This is a genomic window from Sulfitobacter pacificus (assembly GCF_030159975.1).
Lineage (GTDB): Bacteria > Pseudomonadota > Alphaproteobacteria > Rhodobacterales > Rhodobacteraceae > Sulfitobacter > Sulfitobacter pacificus.
In genome coordinates this window covers 2763498-2780468 of sequence record NZ_BSNL01000001.1, presented here as the reverse complement: position 1 = coordinate 2780468, position 16971 = coordinate 2763498, and the positions used below count along the sequence as shown (strand labels likewise).

The window sequence follows — 16971 nt, the reverse complement described above, 5'->3', positions numbered from 1 at the left end:
CAGGGGTACACCAATGACCGTGCACCCGCGCCGCCGACGATAACAAAAATTCCGGTTAGGGTTCAGGACCAGCCGGCCCTGACCTTGGTGGTTCTAAAGCAAGGTAATGCTTGATCGGGAGGACAGGGCGTCGCGTGCAAGCTGATCAGTGGCCCCGATGTGCCAGTCCAACCCGTGATGCCCGGCTTGGGCCGCCGCACGCAGATTGCGCGCCGCTTTCTTGGAGTTTTGCGAGGTCGTCAACAACGCTTCGGCCAGTTTGGCCCGATCTTCGCGGATGGCATTGACGCGTTTGTCATGCTCCGCCTTGCTGATCTGCCCGGCAGCAACAGAGAGGGACAGGCGATTCAGCTCTGCATCCTGTGCGGCCAAAAGGTCGGGCAGGGAGGTCTGGATAGCTGCCAGATTGTCATTGGCCTTGCGCAGGTTACGCACCAAGGCATTGGGCGAGGCCAGCGTGACCCGTCGCTTCACGTCCCGCTTGCCCGCAATATTGCCGATGACCGCACCACCTGCGGCTCCGACAGCGGCAGAGGTGACGCACTTGCCCGCATTGCTGGCTGTAAGAACACTCAGGCCACATCCAACCGCTGCACCGACCATCGCGCCTTTTAGCGTAGAGGCTCGCACAATGGCATTGGCATGGGCGTTCAGCTCTCGTGCCTGTTCTGTCATACCGTCAGAGGCCAGCACACTACCATGAAAGCCCAGCGGATTGGTTTCCAGACGTGTCGGCGCATGCGGGGTGTTCTGGGAACAGGCCGTCAGAGTGAGAGCCGCGATGCTTAGCAATAGGGCGCGTTGTATGATCATGAATCTCTGTCCTGCTTTATTGTTTCGTAAAGAGATACACAGAGTTTCTGTCCGAAATATGGCAAGCGTTTGGCCGCATTTGGAATCGCGGAGAATTTTGTCCGTGAAACTTTGTGGCGGGTTGGTACATGATGGGGTGCAGTAACCTGTTGGGTCGCATGCAAGAATCGGCTTTCCGGCACGTTCATTTTCAGGGCTCATGGCGAAGTAGTTTTCCGCATGGCCCCCGCGCGTGGCTACACACTACGAACGAAAAAACCCCCCGATGCGCGAACTGGCACCGGAGGGGAGTTTCACCGAGGGAGGCGGTGTCGTGTTCGGGAACGGTTTACCAGTCGCTGGGGCCTTTTTCAGCGAACTCGTGAACCAGAAAGTCGATAAAGGCGCGCACCTTGGGCTGTGTGAAACGGCCCGGAGGATAAACAGCATAGATGCCTTGGGTTTCCATCGGCAGGTCTGGAATGGCGTCCTCGACCAGACCTTTTTCCATGGCGTCCGCATAAAGGAAGCTGGGCAAATAAGCGATGCCAAGACCGGAAATCGCGGCGTTCAGCAGGGATTGGCCATCGTTCACCGACAGCCAGCCGGCGGTGCGGACCTGACGTTTCTCGCCAGAGGGCGCAGTCAGTTTCCAGACATTGCCGCTGGACTGATTGGAATAATGCAAAAGCTTGTGATCATTCAGATCGTCTATCTTTTCAGGGCGGCCGTATTGTTCGAAATACTTTGGCGAGGCAATCATGCGTTTGGTGGTCTCGGTCAGCTTGCGGGCCCGCAATGTGCTGTCTTCCAGCTCACCAATGCGCACGGCCATGTCAAAACCTTCGCTGATCAGTTCAACGTAACGGTTGTTGAGAACCATGTTCACAGTGATGTCCGGGAAATCGCTGAGGAATTCCGAGAGGGCAGGTGAAAGGTGGTTCACGCCAAAGTCCGTCGCAACGGAGATCCGCAGCAACCCCGAAGGTGCCGATTGCATCGAGGTGACCAATGCGTCTGCTTCACCTGCATCATTCAACACGCGGCGGGCGCGGTCGTAATAGGCCAGACCAATTTCGGTTGGCGATACACGGCGGGTCGTGCGGTTAAGCAGTCGCGCACCCAATCGCGCCTCCAGCGAGGAGACATGTTTTGAAACGGCGGATTTTGAAATCCCCATCTTCTTAGCTGCATCGGTAAAGCCGCCTTGATCCACGACGGTGGCGAAAGCTTCCATTTCTGTCAGGCGGTCCATACCCGCTCCTTCACATCACTTGTTTCAAGGAATGGTATGGCGGGCAATTCAGGCAGGAAGGGGGCAGGGATGGGACAGTAGCAAGGTATTTGCAGGGATCGTTTCAGGCATGGAAACAGGAGAACGCTGTGTTTCCAAACCCGCGGCCCGGAAATGACCGACCTTATATATGTGTGCTTGTGTCTGGAGCACTTTCAGATGCCTTCATGCGCCGCCCCATTCGCGCCATTTACCTTAACAAAGCCTTAATGCGGCCCGATTGATTGCACGACCCGTGACTAGTTTCCGCTTGGTAGTGAATTAGTTCGAGTGAGTGTTTATGGCGTTTCTGTATATATATAGTCCGAGTGACTTTATCACCGCGCCGCCGGATGAAAGCGGTGCGCAAGCCGCTGGCACACCCACGTTCACCTTGCAACTGGCACCGGGTGCCACACCGACGCTGGTCGAGATCAATGACGATGATGCGGTGTTTGACGAAGTGGACGCCACGCAATCTCTGGCCAACAACGTCACGATTGATGGTACGTCCTATGCTGCTGGCACAACAATCAACACCGCCTACGACCTGATCAACTCGTCAACGGGCCACAAAGTGAGTTCCTATCATTTTGGGGGCGATGGGTATCAGCAGGGGGCGGTAGACGGGATTGCCTCGACCGTTCCGTTTGTCGAAGGGCAAACCTATACCTTTGATGTTGAACGCACGTCACACCAGCAGAACAACCAGTATACGGACTACTATGCCTGTTTTGCCGACAGCACGCCTATTGATACGCCGGATGGTTCCACGCCAGCGGGCCAGCTGATGGCAGGCGATCTTGTACAAACCCTTGATCACGGTTTTCAGCCCCTGTTGGGCGTGCTGACCCAGCGGGTTGCGGCATTAGGTTCAATGGCACCCATTGTGTTTCCGCAGGGTGTTTTGGGAAATTCAGAAAAGATCATTGTTTCGCCACAGCACCGCATGCTGTTGCAAGATTTTCGTGCGGAAATGTTGTTTGGAGAGGCCGAGGTGTTGGTGCCGGCGACCTATCTGGCTGAAATGGGCATCGGATATCGACAGACCGGCGGGACGATCCGCTATTGCCATCTGGTGATGGAACAACATGAAATCGTCTTTTCCAACGGCTGCCCAAGCGAGAGCTTTCTGAGTGGCGACAGCTTGCATTTGCCAGATGCCGTGCGTCAGGAGCATGCGGCACTTTTCGAAGACATGCCGAACGTAACCCCCGCAGCCCAGGCGGCCCGGCTTTGCCTGCGCCGTTTTGAGGCGCAGGCGATGTTGGCTTAAAGGGTGGCTGCCAGTCGGGTGCCCTGATCAATCGCGCGTTTTGCGTCCAGCTCTGCTGCGACATCCGCGCCACCGATCACGTGACAGGTCTTGCCCTTGGCCTCCAGTGCATCTGCAAGCGAGCGCTCTGACAACTGACCGGCGCATAACACGATTGTATCAGCCTCAATCAATGTCGGGTTTTCGCGGGCCTCACCAAATGAGATATGCAGCCCCTCCGCATCAATCTTTTCATAGTTCACACCGGCTACCATCTGGACCTCTTTCATGGTCAGCGATGCGCGGTGAATCCAGCCGGTTGTCTTGCCCAGCCCCTTGCCGACCTTGGTGGTTTTTCGCTGCAACATGGTCACGTCACGTGCGGCCTTATCGGGTTGCGGTCCTTCCGGTGCCAGACCTGCGCGGTGTTCGGCAGGGTCGGTAACGCCCCATTCGCGCATCCATTCGGGCAGGTTCAATGTGGTGCTTTCGCCGTCATGCACCAGATGTTCCGAGACATCGAACCCGATGCCACCAGCGCCGATCACGGCAACCTTCTGGCCGACCTTTGCCGTCCCGTTCAGCACGTCGATATAGCTAACGACATTGCCGTTGTTCTGACCCGGAATTTGCGGGTCACGCGGGATGACACCGGTGGCGATAATCACCTCGTCAAAGCCGTCCAGATCATTTGCGCTGACTTCGGTGTTCAGTTTTACGCTCACGCCCAGTTCGTCCACCATGGCGCGATACCAGTCGACAAAGCCCCAGAACTCTTCCTTGCCGGCAACCTGTTTGGCCAGATTGAGCTGTCCACCGATCTCTGATGCGCGGTCAAAGACGGTTACCTTATGCCCGCGTTCCACCGCCGTCAGTGCCGAGGAAAGCCCCGCAGGCCCTGCACCAACAACCGCGATATTCTTGGGCGTCGCAGCAGGTTCGACCAGCAGTTCGGTTTCATAACAGGCGCGTGGATTGACAAGGCAGCTTGAGATCTTGCCGCCGAAAGTGTGATCCAGACAGGCCTGGTTACAGGCGATGCAGGGGGCGATTTGCTTGGCTTTGCCATCCATGGCTTTGCGTACAAAATCAGGGTCGGCCAACATGGGCCGCGCCATGGATACCATATCGGCACAACCGTCGGCCAAAACCTCCTCGGCAACTTCGGGGGTGTTGATCCGGTTTGACGCGATCAGCGGGATGCCGATTTTGCCCATCAGTTTCTTTGTGACCCAAGCAAAGGCCGCGCGCGGCACTGATGTGGCGATGGTGGGAATGCGTGCCTCGTGCCAGCCGATGCCGGTGTTGATGATCGTTGCACCGGCCTTTTCAATCTCGATTGCCAGCTGCGCCACCTCATCATAGGTTGACCCGTTCGGCACCAGATCAATCATCGACAGGCGGTAGATGATGATGAAATCCTTCCCCACGGTTTCACGCACGCGTTTCACCACCTCAATCGGCAGGCGCATCCGGTTTTCGTAAGAGCCGCCCCATTGGTCGGTACGTTTATTGGTATGGGTCACAAGGAACTGGTTCAGGAAATACCCTTCGGACCCCATCACCTCGACCCCGTCATACCCGGCCTCTTTGGCGCGACCCGCGCAGGCGGCGATATCGGCGATCTGTTTTTCGATGCCGGCCTCGTCCAGTTCTTTGGGTGCGAACATGGAAATGGGGGATTTCACGGCAGATGGGGCCACGCAGTCAGGGGTAAAGGCATAGCGCCCCGCATGCAGGATCTGCATTGCGATCTTGCCGCCTGCCTCATGCACGCGTTTGGTGATGACGCTGTGGTTTTTGACATCCTCGTCCGACACCATCATCGCGGCACCATGGGCAACTGATCCTTCGGGGTTTGGCCCGATGCCGCCGGTGACCATCAACCCCACGTCGCCCCGTGCGCGGGTGGCGTAGAATTCTGCAACCCGGTTCCAGTCTTTGGTTTCCTCCAGCCCCGTGTGCATCGACCCCATCAGAACACGGTTTTTCAGCGTGGTGAATCCAAGGTCGAGAGGGGCAAGCATATGTGGATAGCTGGACATGAGGCCGGGCCTTTCTGGCTGTATCAGTTTGGCGGTGACAACATCGCAATCGCGCGGCCAAGTCACGCACAACGCGGCGTCATACGCCTGCTATTGGATAACAGGCACGAACCTGAGACAAGGGGGGCAATTGAATTCCATCCTACCGACCCAAGGACACAGACCCATGACACCCGAAGAAATCGCCAAGCTGCCCTATCGCCCCTGTGCCGGTGTGATGTTGATGAACGCCGAGGGATTGGTGTTTGTCGGCCAGCGCATGGACCGGCACACCGATGCCTGGCAAATGCCACAAGGCGGGGTGGAGAAAGGCGAAGCTGCGGGGGAGGCAGCGCTGCGCGAATTGGAAGAGGAAACCGGCGTTTCAGGGGATCTGGTCACCGTGCTGGCCGAGACGGCGGGTTGGGTGCCTTATGATCTGCCGCATGATCTGGTGCCCAAATTGTGGAAGGGCAAATATCGCGGGCAGGAACAGAAATGGTTTTTGATGCGGTTTCACGGGAGCGATTCACAGGTCAATATCGTGACCGAACATCAGGAGTTTTCCGCGTGGAAATGGCTGCCTGTGGCCGAGTTGCTGGACAGTATCGTACCCTTCAAACGGGGAGTGTACGAGGTGGTTCTGAACGAATTCAAGGAGCATTTGTGATGCGTGTTCTGGCCTTTTTCCTTGCTCTTTGCGCCCCCATGCCGGCGCTGGCCCTGTCCTGCCTCGCCCCATCGGTCGAGCGCAGCTATGCCCAATTCGCCGCTGCAGAGGAGAACTATGTTGTCATCCATGGTCGGCTAAAGCTGGATATGTCGGAACTGCCCAAGGGGATGACAGGTGAAACACGCCCGCCCCGAATGACCCGCGTTCCCGCCTCATTGCGGGGCAAATCCCTGAACAAATCAGGATTTGTCGTGCCGTTCGAGCGGGAGGTGACACTGGAAGTGACCTGCCTCAGCCAATGGTGCGGCCATGTCCAGGCAGATGAGGATGTGATTGCCTTTGTGCGCAAAGATGTGGAGGGCTATGCCCTGCGCATCACGCCCTGCGGCGGGTCGGCCTTTGGTGCGCCAACACCAGAGATGCTGGCACAGGTCACCCAGTGCATGACCAGCCAGACCTGCACCAGCGACTAGCGGATCAGCGGCACATGCGGTGCGGCATCTTCGGGCAGCAGGCCGGTCAGGCGCGGATCATCGTCCAGCTCGATCTGACGGCGATAGGGGGTGAACCCGCTACGGATATAGAAATTCAACGCCTGTGGGCTGTCGAGCGTGCAGGTTTGCAGATGAAACCGCGTAATCGGTTCGGCCCAAGCCAGACGGATTGCCTCGTTCATCAGGAAACGACCGGCACCGCTGCCAATTAATTTAGGCGTTAGCCCGAAATACCCCAGTTCACAGGCACCTTCCTTGCGGAAATCCAGCTCAAGCAGGGCTTCGTCCTCTCCATCACGCGACAGGGTATAAAGCGCGACCTTCGGATCGTTCAATATCACCATCAACGCGTCGTCATTCAGCGCCCGGCGACCGTACCACATCCACGGGGCACCAACGCGGTTAAACAGGTCGCGATACCATGCCAGATCGGGCGTGACCTGCCGAAAGGTGATCCCTTCTGGCACGGCAAGATCACGCAGGGGCGGCTGCGCTGTCATCTGAAGACGAGTGACCACCATGGCAACCATGCCGTTTGGCACATCATGTAAACCGCTGCTCAACATGGGCTCAGATCAAACCTTCTGCATTGAAGGTGGCCAGCATGTCCTTTTGCGGACGCGGGCCGATGTGGCTGATGACTTCACCGGCACACAGGTTGCCCATGCGACCACAGGTTTCCAGATCCTGCCCCTTGGCCAGCCCATAAAGGAAACCGGCCGCAAACTGATCTCCTGCACCAGTGGCATCAACAGGGGTGACTGCGGTGACACCAACATCGACACGGGTGCCGTCCTTGATCAGGGTCACCCCATCCGCAGAGCGGGTGCAGACCACATTGGCACAGATTTCAGCAGTTTTGGACAGGGCGACCTCGATGTCGTCCGTTTCGAACAGGGATTTCAGCTCGGCTTCATTGCCGATGACATAACCTAAATCATTCTTGATCAATGACAGGAAATCAGCGCGATGTCGTTCAACGCAGAAGGGATCAGAGATCGCGATGCCTGCGATGCCGCCGCCCGCATTGGTGGCGCGGGCCGCTTCGCGAAAGGCGGTCTTGCCCGCGTCCTCGTCAAACAGATAGCCCTCAAGGAACATCATCTTGGCGTTGCCTGCGACATCACTCGAAACATCCTGAGAGGAAAGGCCGGTCGAAACCCCCAGATAGGTGTTCATAGAGCGTTCACCATCCGGCGTGACAAAGATCATGCTGCGCGAGGTCGGGCGATTGGCATCGGCAACCGGCGGATTCACAAAATCAATGCCGTGATCCGCCATCGCGCTTGCGTAAAACTGGCCGAGAGAATCGTCACGCACACGTCCGATAAAGGCGGTTTGCAGCCCCAATGCACCGGCACCGGCGATGGTATTGGCAACCGACCCGCCTGGGGTCTGTACCCGGTCGGTCATCGCCCCATAGAGCATCTCTGCGCGTTCCTGTTCGATCAACTGCATGATGCCTTTTTCGATGCCCATATGCGCCAGAAACTGGTCATCCGTCTGGGAGATCACATCCACAACGGCGTTGCCGATGCCAACAAGGTCATAGGTTTTCATGTCGTCTTCCTTTGGGAATTAGTGGACGGTCTTGTCCTCGAAGGGGCAGAGGTCCTTGATGATACATGTCGGGCACATCGGTTTGCGCGCCTTACAGTGATAGCGCCCGTGCAGGATCAGCCAGTGATGCGCATGCAGCTGGAAATCAGCGGGAATATTGTCTTCCACCGCGCGTTCCACCGCATCCACGGTTTTGCCGGGGGCAATGCCGGTGCGGTTGCCAACGCGGAAAATATGGGTGTCGACGGCCTGGGCGGGCTGTTGCCACCACATGTTCAACACCACATTGGCAGTCTTGCGCCCGACACCGGGAAGGGATTGCAGGGCAGCGCGTGAATTTGGCACTTCGCCGTTATATTCATCGACCAGAATCTGGCTTAACTTCATCACATTCTTCGCCTTCTGGCGGAACAACCCGATGGTTTTGATATGATCGGTCAGCGCCTCCAACCCCAGATCCAGCATTTTCTGTGGGGTGTCGGCCACCTTGAACAGCTCTTTCGTTGCTTTGTTCACACCGGCATCGGTGGCCTGTGCTGAAAGGGCGACGGCGACGACCAAAGTGTAGACGTTCACGTGATCCAATTCGCCCTTCGGCTCGGGGTCGGCCTCTTGAAAGCGGGTGAAAATCGCGCGGATGGTATGATAGTCGAGCTGTTTTGCCATGGGCGCTGGTATGGGCGAAAGCGGCAAGGGGGGCAAGCCGTTGCGCATGTTTCGGGTCGCATGGGGCGCAATTGCTGCCTAAATTGACGGTATGAACCAGACAACACATATCCCCGCTCTTGATGACGGTTATCACTATCAGGTCATGCGCCGCGCAATTGATTTGCTAGATGGGGCCGAAGAAACCCTGACGCTTGAACAGATTTCCGAGGCGATGGACATGTCGCCGGCACATTTCCAGCGGTTGTTTTCGCGCTGGGTCGGCGTGTCGCCAAAACGCTATCAGCAATATCTGATGCTGGGGCAGGCCAAGGACATGCTGCGCGACCGTGCAACGACCCTGCAAGCCGCGCATGAGGTCGGCCTGTCCGGTACTGGCCGCCTGCATGACATGTTCCTGCGCTGGGAGGCAATGAGCCCGGGTGAGTTCGCCCGCGCAGGTGCGGGGCTGACAATCCACTGGGGGTGGTTCGACAGCCCTTTTGGACGCGCCTTGGTCATGGGGACGGACAAAGGCATTTGTGGTCTCGCCCTTGCGGCGGAAATGGGGGAGGAGGCCGCGATGCAGGATCTGGTAACCCGTTGGCCCAAGGCAGAGTTTGTCGAAGATGCCGAAATGCTGCGCCCCTGGGTACGCACCGCTTTTGGGGCCTCGGATGCGGCCCCCGACAAGGCACCGATCTATCTTATCGGGGCACCCTTCCAGATCAAGGTCTGGGAGGCATTGCTGCGCGTGCCATCAGGGCATGTGACCACCTATTCCGACATCGCCACCTCTATCGGCAATCCAAAAGCGGTGCGAGCTGTGGGCACTGCCGTGGGGCGCAACCCTGTGTCATGGCTGATCCCCTGTCACCGTGCCCTGCGCAAATCCGGGGCTTTGGGCGGGTATCATTGGGGTCTGCCGGTGAAGCGCGCCATGCTGGCATTTGAGGCGGCACGGGCAGAGGTCTAGATTTGAACCGGGGGTTGAGCTTCGGCAAGATACTGCCGATTTATATTTCCCCGTGATTTTATCCGCCGACCGCCCCATATATAGCTCATTGAACAATGTGCCCTGCCCGAACGGGGCCTGAACACAAAGGCAGTAGCTATGAATTCTTCGAAACTTCCCTTGGTCGCAATGGTGGCCGGTTCCCTTGCATTGGGCGCATGTACACAGCCCGCCGGTATTCTGGCACAGCCGGGTGATCCGAACCAAAAGACCAAGAATGGTGCTTTGATCGGTGCGGCCTCCGGTGCCCTGATCGGCGCTTTGGCCAAAGATGACAACCGCGGTGATGGCGCGCTGGTTGGTGCGGTTGTCGGTGGCGCGCTTGGTGCGGGCATCGGGTATAACCTCGACAAGCAAGAGGCCGAGCTGCGCCAGCAGATGGGGTCGAACGTGGCGATCAACAATACCGGTGACCGGTTGATCGTAACACTGCCGAACAATCTGTTGTTTGCAACAGACAGCACGGTTCTGACGCCGACACTGCAGGGTGATCTGCGGGCCTTGGCACAAAACGTTCAGGTCTATGCGAATTCCACGCTTCAGATCATCGGCCATACCGACAGTGACGGCGATGCGGCCTATAACCAGACATTGTCCGAAGGGCGCGCGCGTTCTGTGGCGAATGTGCTGATCAACAGCGGTGTCCCATCGCAGCGTCTGAGCGTCTTTGGGCGTGGCGAAAGCCAGCCCGTTGCCAGCAACCTGTCGCCCGCAGGCAAGGCACAGAACCGGCGCGTAGAAATCGTGATCCTGCCTAACCCGTCCTGATCACTCGACCTTCGCAAAAACGCACAAAGCCCCTGCATATCGCGGGGGCTTCTTGCATTTTCGCAGAGGTAGCGCAGATATAGCCTATATTAGTTTTCGATAGGAGCGTTCCCATGACCACCCCAAAACTTCTTGGCATCTCTGGTTCCCTGCGGGCCGAGGCGACCAACACCAAATTGTTGCACGCGGCTGCGGGACTGTTTGGCGCGAGTGAGTTTGATCTGCTCGACATTCGTTTTCCGCTTTATGATGGGGATGAAGAGGCAGCAAATGGTATCCCTCAGGCGGTGCAGGATGCTGCTGCACAGATCGCAGCGGCGGATGCGGTGATCATCTCGACACCGGAATATAACAAAGGCCCGTCAGGTGTGCTTAAGAACGCGCTGGACTGGATCAGCCGCGCAGAGGGTAATCCGTGGAACGACAAACCTGTTGCAGTGATGTCTGCCGCTGCCGGCCGTGCCGGCGGGGAACGGGCGCAGATGGTGTTGCGCGGCTTTATGGTGCCGTTTCGCCCGCGTATCCTGCAAGGGCCGGAGCTGCATCTGGCCGCCAGCTTTGACGGGTTTGAAAGCACCGGTGAATTGAAGGGTGAGGTCTATGTCAAAGATCTGACGCAGCTTATGGCCTCGCTGCGGGGCATGATCTAGGACGGGTCGCTTTCCCGTTCGACTGCGATCTCGATCAGGTTCCGGTCGGGATCGCGGATATAGATGGAGGTTAGCAGGGTGATCGCCCCAGTGCGCGGCACTGGCCCGTCTTCGACCTCTACGCCAAGGGCATTCAGGTGCCGGAGCCAATCCTGCAAAGATGTTTGTGTGCGAAAACACAGATCGGCACTGCCTGCGGTAGGGCGGGCGGCCTTGGGATCAAATTCGCCGCCCAGCGGGTGCAGGTTGATTTTGGAGCTGCCAAAGGCAAGCGCCCAGCGGCGACTGCCGTCCGCGACGCTAAACTCTTGTGCCACCATACCCAGCGCGGCCTCGTAAAACGCGATTGTCTGGGCGATATCCGAAACGGTCAGCACCAGATGATCCAGGGCGCAAACAGCGGGTTGGGCTTGCAGCATTGTGATGGTTTCCTCTACTCAATCCGCATGGATAGTGAACAACAGCCAGAGACAAGTCAAAGCGACGGGATGGACCCGGCCCGCGCCAATGCGATGCACGTTGCTTTGGGGCAGCCTGCGGATTTTACGACTGGCAGCGCGCTGCCGCCGTTTTTTCATCAACTCTATTTCTGGGAGCCGCAACCGGCCGCAGCACTGGGGCGCGATGGGCATCCGATGGTTGGCGGGTTGATCCCTGATATGGGGCTGCCGCGCCGGATGTGGGCGGCGGGACGGCTGGCATTTCATGCGCCACTCAGGGCCGGGATACCTGCGACCCGCAGCAGCATCTGCGAAAACGCGCAGGCCAAACAGGGCCGCAGCGGTCCCTTGGCCTTTGTCACCCTGCGCCATGAGGTGCATCAGGAAGGGGTGCATTGCCTGACTGAATGGCAGGATCTGGTCTATCGTGAAGATTCTGCGCCGGATGCGGTTAAACCCACGCCAATGATGGCCCGCACGGATGAGGAGAGTTGCCGGGAGGTTTCGTTTTCCTCGACCCTGTTGTTTCGTTACTCCGCGCTTACCTTTAATGGGCACCGCATCCACTATGATCTTGATTATGCCCGTGATGTCGAAGGCTATGGCGGGCTGGTGGTGCATGGCCCGCTTCTGGCGCAATTGTTGATGCTGATGGCACAAGAAGAGCTTGGCCCGCTCAGCTCGTTTGACTTTCGCGCCACCTCGGCGCTGATGCACCATGAAACGGCAATGCTTTGTCGCAAGGGCCGCGATCTCTGGGTGCGCGGGACGGATGGACGCCAATGCATGTCCGCGCGGGCCTAGAAACTCTGTTCGACGCGAAAACCCTCGGGGATGCCATGGTCGCGCCCTTCCAGCAGCAGATCGGCCATCACATCCGCAATTTTCGGAGCCATGCCAAAGCCGATCTTGAAACCGCCGTTGGCGATAAAATGACCCGGACGGTCGGGCCAGCCTCCCAGCATCGGCGCACGGCTGCGCGCACGCGGGCGGATACCGGCCCAACGTTCCAGCACAGGGGCATCCGCAAGGACCGGCAGCGCGGCGCGGGCTTGGGCAATGACGTCATCCAACTGGCTGTCGGTTAGCGTGTCAGAGGTATATTCCCGTTCCGAGGTAGAGCCGATGGCAACCGTGCCATTGTGATGCGGGATCACGTGAACCCCATCCGCGTAAAGCTGCGGCAAACCACGGGCGTCATAATCCAACAGCGCCGCCTGACCTTTAACCCCGTTCCCCATGGGGCGGCTGCGCCCTGCGTTCAGTGCCTCCAGACCGGCAACGCCTGTCGCCCACAACACCTTGCCCGCATCTGCCCCTTCGGTGTGAATGGTGACCCCCTGTGCGGCCAGTGCAGCCACCAGCGCATGACAGGCCTGTCGCGGGTGGATCAGCGCGCTAAGCGTGTCGCGGATCACGAAACCGGCAGGGCTCTGTGGCTCCCATGGGTCAGACGTTGCGGGTAGAACCTCCCATTGGGCATGGTCCTGCCACAGCTCCGTTGCGGTCTGGCTGCGTTTGCGGGCAAGGATCAAGGCATGATCGTCTGAAATCGGTTGAATGCGTCCGCTTCTGGCATATCCCGTTGCCTGGCCACTTGCCGCCTCGACCTTGGGCCAGAAAGTTCTGGCCATCAGCAAGCTGTCCAGTTGAAACGCCTTCTTCGGGTTCCAATGCTCGGGCGCATGGGGGGCCAATGCGCCGACCACGCCGCCGCTGCTGCCCGCCGCTGGCCCGAAGGGGTCGATCACCTGCACTTTTGCGCCGCGCTGAACAACGGCCCATGCAATCGACAGGCCAAAGATACCCGCGCCGCGAATTGTCAGATCGTATATTGCCAATGGCCGCTCCTTCACGCATGCCTGCGCTATGTCCTCTTTACTCGGGAATCCCATGCAAAACCAGACGGATCAGATCACCTGGCGGGACGGCGATGTGCCGGTGTCGAGCCGTTTTGACGATCCGTTCTTCAGTCTTGAGAATGGTCTGGCCGAGACACAGCATGTGTTTCTGAACGGCAACGACCTGCCCGCGCGGTTTGCGCCGGGTTTTCAGATTGCCGAACTGGGCTTTGGCACCGGGCTGAACCTGTTGGTGGTCTGGGAGGCATGGCTTGCGGCGGGCATTGACGGCCCGCTGCATTTCACCAGTTTTGAGGCCTTTCCAATGGCACCGGCTGACATGCTCCGCGCCCATCAGTCCTTCCCGGCATTTGATGGCAAACGGGATGCGCTGGCGGCGGCATGGCAGGGCAGGGGCGCGGTGATCGAATTGCCCGGATTGCGCTGCGAGGTAATTGAGGGTGATGCACGGATGACCTTGCCAGCGTGGCAAGGGCGTGCAGATGCGTGGTTTCTGGACGGGTTTTCGCCTGCGAAGAACCCTGAACTATGGTCCCCCGACCTGATGCAGGAGGTCGCAACACATACCGCTGCCCAAGGCACGGCGGCGACCTATACCGCCGCAGGTTTTGTGCGGCGTGGGCTAAGCGACGCAGGTTTTGCCGTTGAACGCACCACAGGATACGGACGCAAACGCCATATGACCCGCGCAAGAATGCCAACATGAGCCAAAGCAACAATATCCCCCTTGGCATTGGTCTGATGATCGCCACCACATTCGTTTTTGCTGTGCAGGATGGGCTGTCACGCCATCTGGCAGGGGAGTACAATGTGCTGATGGTGGTGATGATCCGCTACTGGTTCTTTGCGGCTTTTGTTATCGCCCTTGCGCGGCGCAATGCGGGCAGCATTCGGGCGGCGGCGCAGACGTCGCAACCGATGTTACAGGCCCTTCGTGGCCTCCTGCTGGCGGCCGAGATTTGCGTGATGGTTGCGGCCTTTACCATTCTGGGGCTGGTTGAAAGTCACGCGGTCTTTACCTGCTACCCCCTGCTTGTGGCGGCCCTGTCAGGGCCGGTACTGGGTGAAAAAGTGGGCTGGCGGCGGTGGATGGCGATTGGTGTTGGTTTCATCGGCGTCCTTGTCATTCTACAGCCGGGGATAGGTGTGTTTGAACCGGCCGCAGCGATACCGCTGTTGGCGGCGGCAATGTTTGCGGTCTATGGGCTGCTTACTCGATTTGTCAGCCGGCAAGACACCACCGCCACCAGCTTTTTCTGGACCGGCACGGCGGGGGCGGTTGCGATGACGCTGGTGGGGCTATGGTTCTGGGAACCGATGAGCGGGACAGATTGGATCTATATGGCCTGTCTCTGTGTCACCGGTGTGACCGGTCACTGGTTGCTGATCCGTTGTTACGAGGTGGCTGAGGCCAGCGCGGTGCAGCCCTTCGCCTATTTCCAGCTGGCATTCGGGGCGATCATCGGCATCAGCATTTTCAGCGAAGTGATCCGCACCAATGTTGCCATCGGTGCGGCGATCATCATAGCGGCGGGGCTATTCACCTTCTGGCGCGAGCGGCTTCAAAGTCGCGCCGATTAACTCCTGAGAGAACGGTATGGGCAGCGGGTCTTTGCTCAGCCGCGCGCGATAAACCGGCAGGCTTTCCGTCACCCGCATGATGTAATTTTGCGTTTCGCGGAAGGGCACCATTTCCACCCAATCGACGATGTCGATGTCACCTTTACGCGGATCACCGTAATCGGCCATCCAGCGCGGGGGGCGTGCGGGACCGGCGTTATAGGCGGCTGATACCATTACCACATTGCCGTCAAACCGGGCGGCCATCTGTGACAGGTATTCCGCGCCCAGCCGCGCGTTATACACCGGATCGGCGGTCAGGCGGTCGGTTGTGTGTAAATCACTGACGCCCAGATCGCGGGCCACATCGCGGGCGGTGGCTGGCATGATCTGCATCAGACCGCGCGCGCCTACACCGGATTGCACCACAGGGTCGAATTCGCTTTCGCGTCGGGCAATCGCAAGGGTCATTTCCGGCACCATCGGCAGGTCCATCTGCGTCAACGGGTGCAGAGCGTAATAGGGCGCGGCAATCGTCAGCCCCCGGCGCGCGGCACGTTTGCCGATCATCACCGCCAGATGCGGCTGGCCCGCGTCAATCGCGGCCTGTCCCAGCAGGGCAAGGTCCTCGGGCACCAGCTGATCCGCAAGATGGGTCCAGAACCGTTCGGCAAGATTCAATTCGCCAGAGGCCTGTAGCAGCATGCCGGCCTCAAACAGGGGTGCCCCCGCCAGCGGGGAAGTACGCCAGTATTGCGCGGGTGCCTCTCCTGCCAGACGGGCATCAAAGGGCAGGCCAGCCCGCTCCGCCGCAAGCAGACCATAGAACGACGTCTGGTATTCTGCGCCCATCTCATAGGCCAGCTGCGCCTCTTCGCGTTTGCCCATCGCCTCCAATGCACGGCCCTGCCAATATCCGGCGCGGCCCTGTGAAATGGGGGATTGTACCACGCTGTCGTGGTTCAGAAAGTGCTGCAAGGCGGCTGTGGGATCCTTGAGGAACCGCAGGGCAATATAGCCGGACAACCATTCCAGATCGGCATAATGCGACCCGCCTTCCAGAAAATGTTGTGATGCCAGGGCATAGGCGCGTTTGGGATCACCCGAGCGCATTTCACCCCGCGCCAGCGCGCGCCGCCGGTTGGCCCATGCCTCGGGGCGGCCCAAAGCCTCCGCACTGGTTGATTGCGCCAGCAGCAATGCCTTGGCGCTGTCCACCAGCCCCTTGCGGATGCGCCATTCAAACCGGTCTGCCTGAAGCCCTGCATCGGCGGCCTGTGTGGCAGGCAGGGCATCAATCAGCTCGTTCACATTGCCGGCCCGCTTTTGCAGGGCAATGCGGGTCTCGGCCAGGGCGATGTCGTCTTTATCCACCAGATCAAATATCTGCCGCGCCTCGGCATGCTCTCTTTGCCAAAGCATCGCATCAAGACGCGCCTTGTGATGCGGTTTGAGCAACCCCTCATGTGCGGCCAGAAACAGGGCCTGTGATGTCGGGTTCATCGCCATGGTGCGCCAGGCAAGTACAAGATTCGCCTCTGCCTCGCCCTGCTGATCCGCACGGGCCAAGGCGGCGGCATGGGCCAATACGCCGCGCGGGGTCTGCGCCGGCATTGCAGCAAAGAACGACAGGATGGCGGGGTCGTCCTGTTCAATCACCACCTCTTCGGCCTGTTTGCGCAGATAGGCCTCGCCGGGCCAGTCGGGGCGGCGGTTCAAAAAGGTTGTGACCTCACCGTAGGTGCCGCGCCCTGCCCGCAGGCGCTGCCATTCAATGACATCTGCCGCAACCTGTCCGTCACGTGCCGCCAATTGGCCCGCAACCTGCCAATTGCCATTGCGCATGGCTTCCATTGCCCAACCCAAGGGGCGGGGGCGTTCGGCCGACACGCTAAAGGCAGTGAGGAAAACAAGCAGCACTGCGGTTAGAATCCGTGTCATCACTTGCATTTCCTGTGGG

18 protein-coding genes are annotated in these 16971 nt (G+C 58.9%); 9 read left to right on the top strand and 9 right to left on the bottom strand.

The annotated features are described in order from the left end of the window. Positions 1–93: 93 nt before the first annotated feature. Positions 94–813, bottom strand: a complete 720-nt coding sequence (locus QQL78_RS14025) for a hypothetical protein (protein ID WP_284374410.1) — start codon at positions 811–813, stop codon at positions 94–96. Between the two features lie 328 nt (positions 814–1141). Next, positions 1142–2047 carry a LysR family transcriptional regulator gene (locus QQL78_RS14020; protein ID WP_284374409.1) on the bottom strand — a complete coding sequence of 302 codons (906 nt, stop codon included), beginning with the start codon at positions 2045–2047 and terminating at the stop codon, positions 1142–1144. A gap of 319 nt (positions 2048–2366) precedes the next feature. Between QQL78_RS14020 and QQL78_RS14015 the strand changes: the two genes are divergently transcribed. Then, the gene (locus tag QQL78_RS14015; RefSeq protein ID WP_284374408.1) at positions 2367–3341 is read left to right on the top strand and encodes a Hint domain-containing protein; all 975 of its coding nucleotides are present in this window, start codon (positions 2367–2369) and stop codon (positions 3339–3341) included. On the opposite strand, the gene QQL78_RS14010 is transcribed toward QQL78_RS14015, so the two are convergent. After that, positions 3338–5365, bottom strand: a complete 2028-nt coding sequence (locus tag QQL78_RS14010) for an NADPH-dependent 2,4-dienoyl-CoA reductase (RefSeq protein WP_284374407.1) — start codon at positions 5363–5365, stop codon at positions 3338–3340. The two genes, QQL78_RS14015 and QQL78_RS14010, sit on opposite strands and share 4 nt — an antisense overlap. Before the next feature lie 166 nt (positions 5366–5531). Between QQL78_RS14010 and QQL78_RS14005 the strand changes: the two genes are divergently transcribed. Beyond that, entirely contained in the window at positions 5532–6014 is a 483-nt protein-coding gene (locus tag QQL78_RS14005) for an RNA pyrophosphohydrolase (RefSeq protein ID WP_284374406.1), read from the top strand. Further along, positions 6014–6490: a hypothetical protein gene (locus tag QQL78_RS14000; protein WP_284374405.1), complete on the top strand. Its 477-nt coding sequence runs from the start codon at positions 6014–6016 to the stop codon at positions 6488–6490. Before QQL78_RS14005 ends, QQL78_RS14000 begins: the two co-directional genes overlap by 1 nt. On the opposite strand, the gene QQL78_RS13995 is transcribed toward QQL78_RS14000, so the two are convergent. From QQL78_RS13995 to nth, 3 genes are read right to left on the bottom strand one after another with little or no spacing between them, the layout of a single operon-like run. Next, complete coding sequence (locus QQL78_RS13995; protein WP_284374404.1) at positions 6487–7077, bottom strand: GNAT family N-acetyltransferase; 591 nt, start codon at positions 7075–7077, stop codon at positions 6487–6489. The genes QQL78_RS14000 and QQL78_RS13995 overlap by 4 nt on opposite strands. Positions 7078–7081: 4 nt before the next feature. Further along, positions 7082–8071, bottom strand: a complete 990-nt coding sequence (locus QQL78_RS13990) for an adenosine kinase (protein ID WP_284374403.1) — start codon at positions 8069–8071, stop codon at positions 7082–7084. An 18-nt stretch (positions 8072–8089) separates the two neighbouring features. Further along, positions 8090–8737: an endonuclease III gene (gene nth, locus QQL78_RS13985; protein WP_284374402.1), complete on the bottom strand. Its 648-nt coding sequence runs from the start codon at positions 8735–8737 to the stop codon at positions 8090–8092. Between the two features lie 91 nt (positions 8738–8828). Between nth and QQL78_RS13980 the strand changes: the two genes are divergently transcribed. The 3 genes from QQL78_RS13980 (at position 8829) to QQL78_RS13970 (ending at position 11149) form a co-directional block, all read left to right on the top strand. After that, the gene (locus tag QQL78_RS13980) at positions 8829–9692 is read left to right on the top strand and encodes a bifunctional helix-turn-helix domain-containing protein/methylated-DNA--[protein]-cysteine S-methyltransferase (RefSeq protein WP_284374401.1); all 864 of its coding nucleotides are present in this window, start codon (positions 8829–8831) and stop codon (positions 9690–9692) included. Between the two features lie 138 nt (positions 9693–9830). After that, a complete protein-coding gene (locus tag QQL78_RS13975) occupies positions 9831–10499 on the top strand; it encodes a YiaD family glycine zipper/OmpA-like lipoprotein (protein ID WP_284374400.1) in 669 nt (222 codons plus the stop codon). A 113-nt stretch (positions 10500–10612) separates the two neighbouring features. Next, positions 10613–11149, top strand: a complete 537-nt coding sequence (locus QQL78_RS13970) for an NADPH-dependent FMN reductase (RefSeq protein WP_284374399.1) — start codon at positions 10613–10615, stop codon at positions 11147–11149. On the opposite strand, the gene QQL78_RS13965 is transcribed toward QQL78_RS13970, so the two are convergent. Further along, complete coding sequence (locus QQL78_RS13965; protein WP_284374398.1) at positions 11146–11568, bottom strand: VOC family protein; 423 nt, start codon at positions 11566–11568, stop codon at positions 11146–11148. The genes QQL78_RS13970 and QQL78_RS13965 overlap by 4 nt on opposite strands. Positions 11569–11595: 27 nt before the next feature. Between QQL78_RS13965 and QQL78_RS13960 the strand changes: the two genes are divergently transcribed. Next, positions 11596–12393, top strand: coding sequence for an HTD2 family dehydratase (locus tag QQL78_RS13960; protein WP_284374396.1), 798 nt, complete (start codon positions 11596–11598; stop codon positions 12391–12393). On the opposite strand, the gene QQL78_RS13955 is transcribed toward QQL78_RS13960, so the two are convergent. Continuing rightward, positions 12390–13424, bottom strand: coding sequence for an NAD(P)/FAD-dependent oxidoreductase (locus QQL78_RS13955; RefSeq protein WP_431358336.1), 1035 nt, complete (start codon positions 13422–13424; stop codon positions 12390–12392). The genes QQL78_RS13960 and QQL78_RS13955 overlap by 4 nt on opposite strands. Before the next feature lie 58 nt (positions 13425–13482). Here QQL78_RS13955 and mnmC2 point away from each other — a divergent pair, with 58 nt between their 5' ends. Further along, the gene (mnmC2, locus tag QQL78_RS13950) at positions 13483–14157 is read left to right on the top strand and encodes a tRNA (5-methylaminomethyl-2-thiouridine)(34)-methyltransferase MnmC2 (protein WP_284374392.1); all 675 of its coding nucleotides are present in this window, start codon (positions 13483–13485) and stop codon (positions 14155–14157) included. Beyond that, on the top strand, positions 14154–15032 hold the full coding sequence (locus QQL78_RS13945) for a DMT family transporter (RefSeq protein ID WP_284374391.1): 879 nt from the start codon (positions 14154–14156) through the stop codon (positions 15030–15032). The genes mnmC2 and QQL78_RS13945 overlap by 4 nt, the downstream gene beginning before the upstream one ends. Here the strand turns inward: QQL78_RS13945 and QQL78_RS13940 are convergent. Then, positions 14988–16961, bottom strand: a complete 1974-nt coding sequence (locus tag QQL78_RS13940) for a lytic transglycosylase domain-containing protein (RefSeq protein ID WP_284374389.1) — start codon at positions 16959–16961, stop codon at positions 14988–14990. The two genes, QQL78_RS13945 and QQL78_RS13940, sit on opposite strands and share 45 nt — an antisense overlap. Between the last annotated feature and the right edge of the window lie 10 nt (positions 16962–16971).

Excerpts from the sequence above, each read along its gene's own strand:
- QQL78_RS13975 (WP_284374400.1), top strand. The coding sequence starts at position 9,831 with ATGAATTCTTCGAAACTTCCCTTGGTCGCAATGGTGGCCGGTTCCCTT.
- QQL78_RS13980 (WP_284374401.1), top strand. The coding sequence starts at position 8,829 with ATGAACCAGACAACACATATCCCCGCTCTTGATGACGGTTATCACTAT.
- QQL78_RS14020 (WP_284374409.1), bottom strand. The coding sequence starts at position 2,047 with ATGGACCGCCTGACAGAAATGGAAGCTTTCGCCACCGTCGTGGATCAA.
- QQL78_RS13945 (WP_284374391.1), top strand. The coding sequence starts at position 14,154 with ATGAGCCAAAGCAACAATATCCCCCTTGGCATTGGTCTGATGATCGCC.
- QQL78_RS14000 (WP_284374405.1), top strand. The coding sequence starts at position 6,014 with ATGCGTGTTCTGGCCTTTTTCCTTGCTCTTTGCGCCCCCATGCCGGCG.
- QQL78_RS13995 (WP_284374404.1), bottom strand. The coding sequence starts at position 7,077 with ATGTTGAGCAGCGGTTTACATGATGTGCCAAACGGCATGGTTGCCATG.
- QQL78_RS13965 (WP_284374398.1), bottom strand. The coding sequence starts at position 11,568 with ATGCTGCAAGCCCAACCCGCTGTTTGCGCCCTGGATCATCTGGTGCTG.
- QQL78_RS13960 (WP_284374396.1), top strand. The coding sequence starts at position 11,596 with ATGGATAGTGAACAACAGCCAGAGACAAGTCAAAGCGACGGGATGGAC.
- QQL78_RS14005 (WP_284374406.1), top strand. The coding sequence starts at position 5,532 with ATGACACCCGAAGAAATCGCCAAGCTGCCCTATCGCCCCTGTGCCGGT.
- mnmC2 (WP_284374392.1), top strand. The coding sequence starts at position 13,483 with ATGCAAAACCAGACGGATCAGATCACCTGGCGGGACGGCGATGTGCCG.
- nth (WP_284374402.1), bottom strand. The coding sequence starts at position 8,737 with ATGGCAAAACAGCTCGACTATCATACCATCCGCGCGATTTTCACCCGC.
- QQL78_RS13970 (WP_284374399.1), top strand. The coding sequence starts at position 10,613 with ATGACCACCCCAAAACTTCTTGGCATCTCTGGTTCCCTGCGGGCCGAG.
- QQL78_RS14010 (WP_284374407.1), bottom strand. The coding sequence starts at position 5,365 with ATGTCCAGCTATCCACATATGCTTGCCCCTCTCGACCTTGGATTCACC.
- QQL78_RS13940 (WP_284374389.1), bottom strand. The coding sequence starts at position 16,961 with ATGCAAGTGATGACACGGATTCTAACCGCAGTGCTGCTTGTTTTCCTC.
- QQL78_RS13990 (WP_284374403.1), bottom strand. The coding sequence starts at position 8,071 with ATGAAAACCTATGACCTTGTTGGCATCGGCAACGCCGTTGTGGATGTG.
- QQL78_RS14025 (WP_284374410.1), bottom strand. The coding sequence starts at position 813 with ATGATCATACAACGCGCCCTATTGCTAAGCATCGCGGCTCTCACTCTG.
- QQL78_RS14015 (WP_284374408.1), top strand. The coding sequence starts at position 2,367 with ATGGCGTTTCTGTATATATATAGTCCGAGTGACTTTATCACCGCGCCG.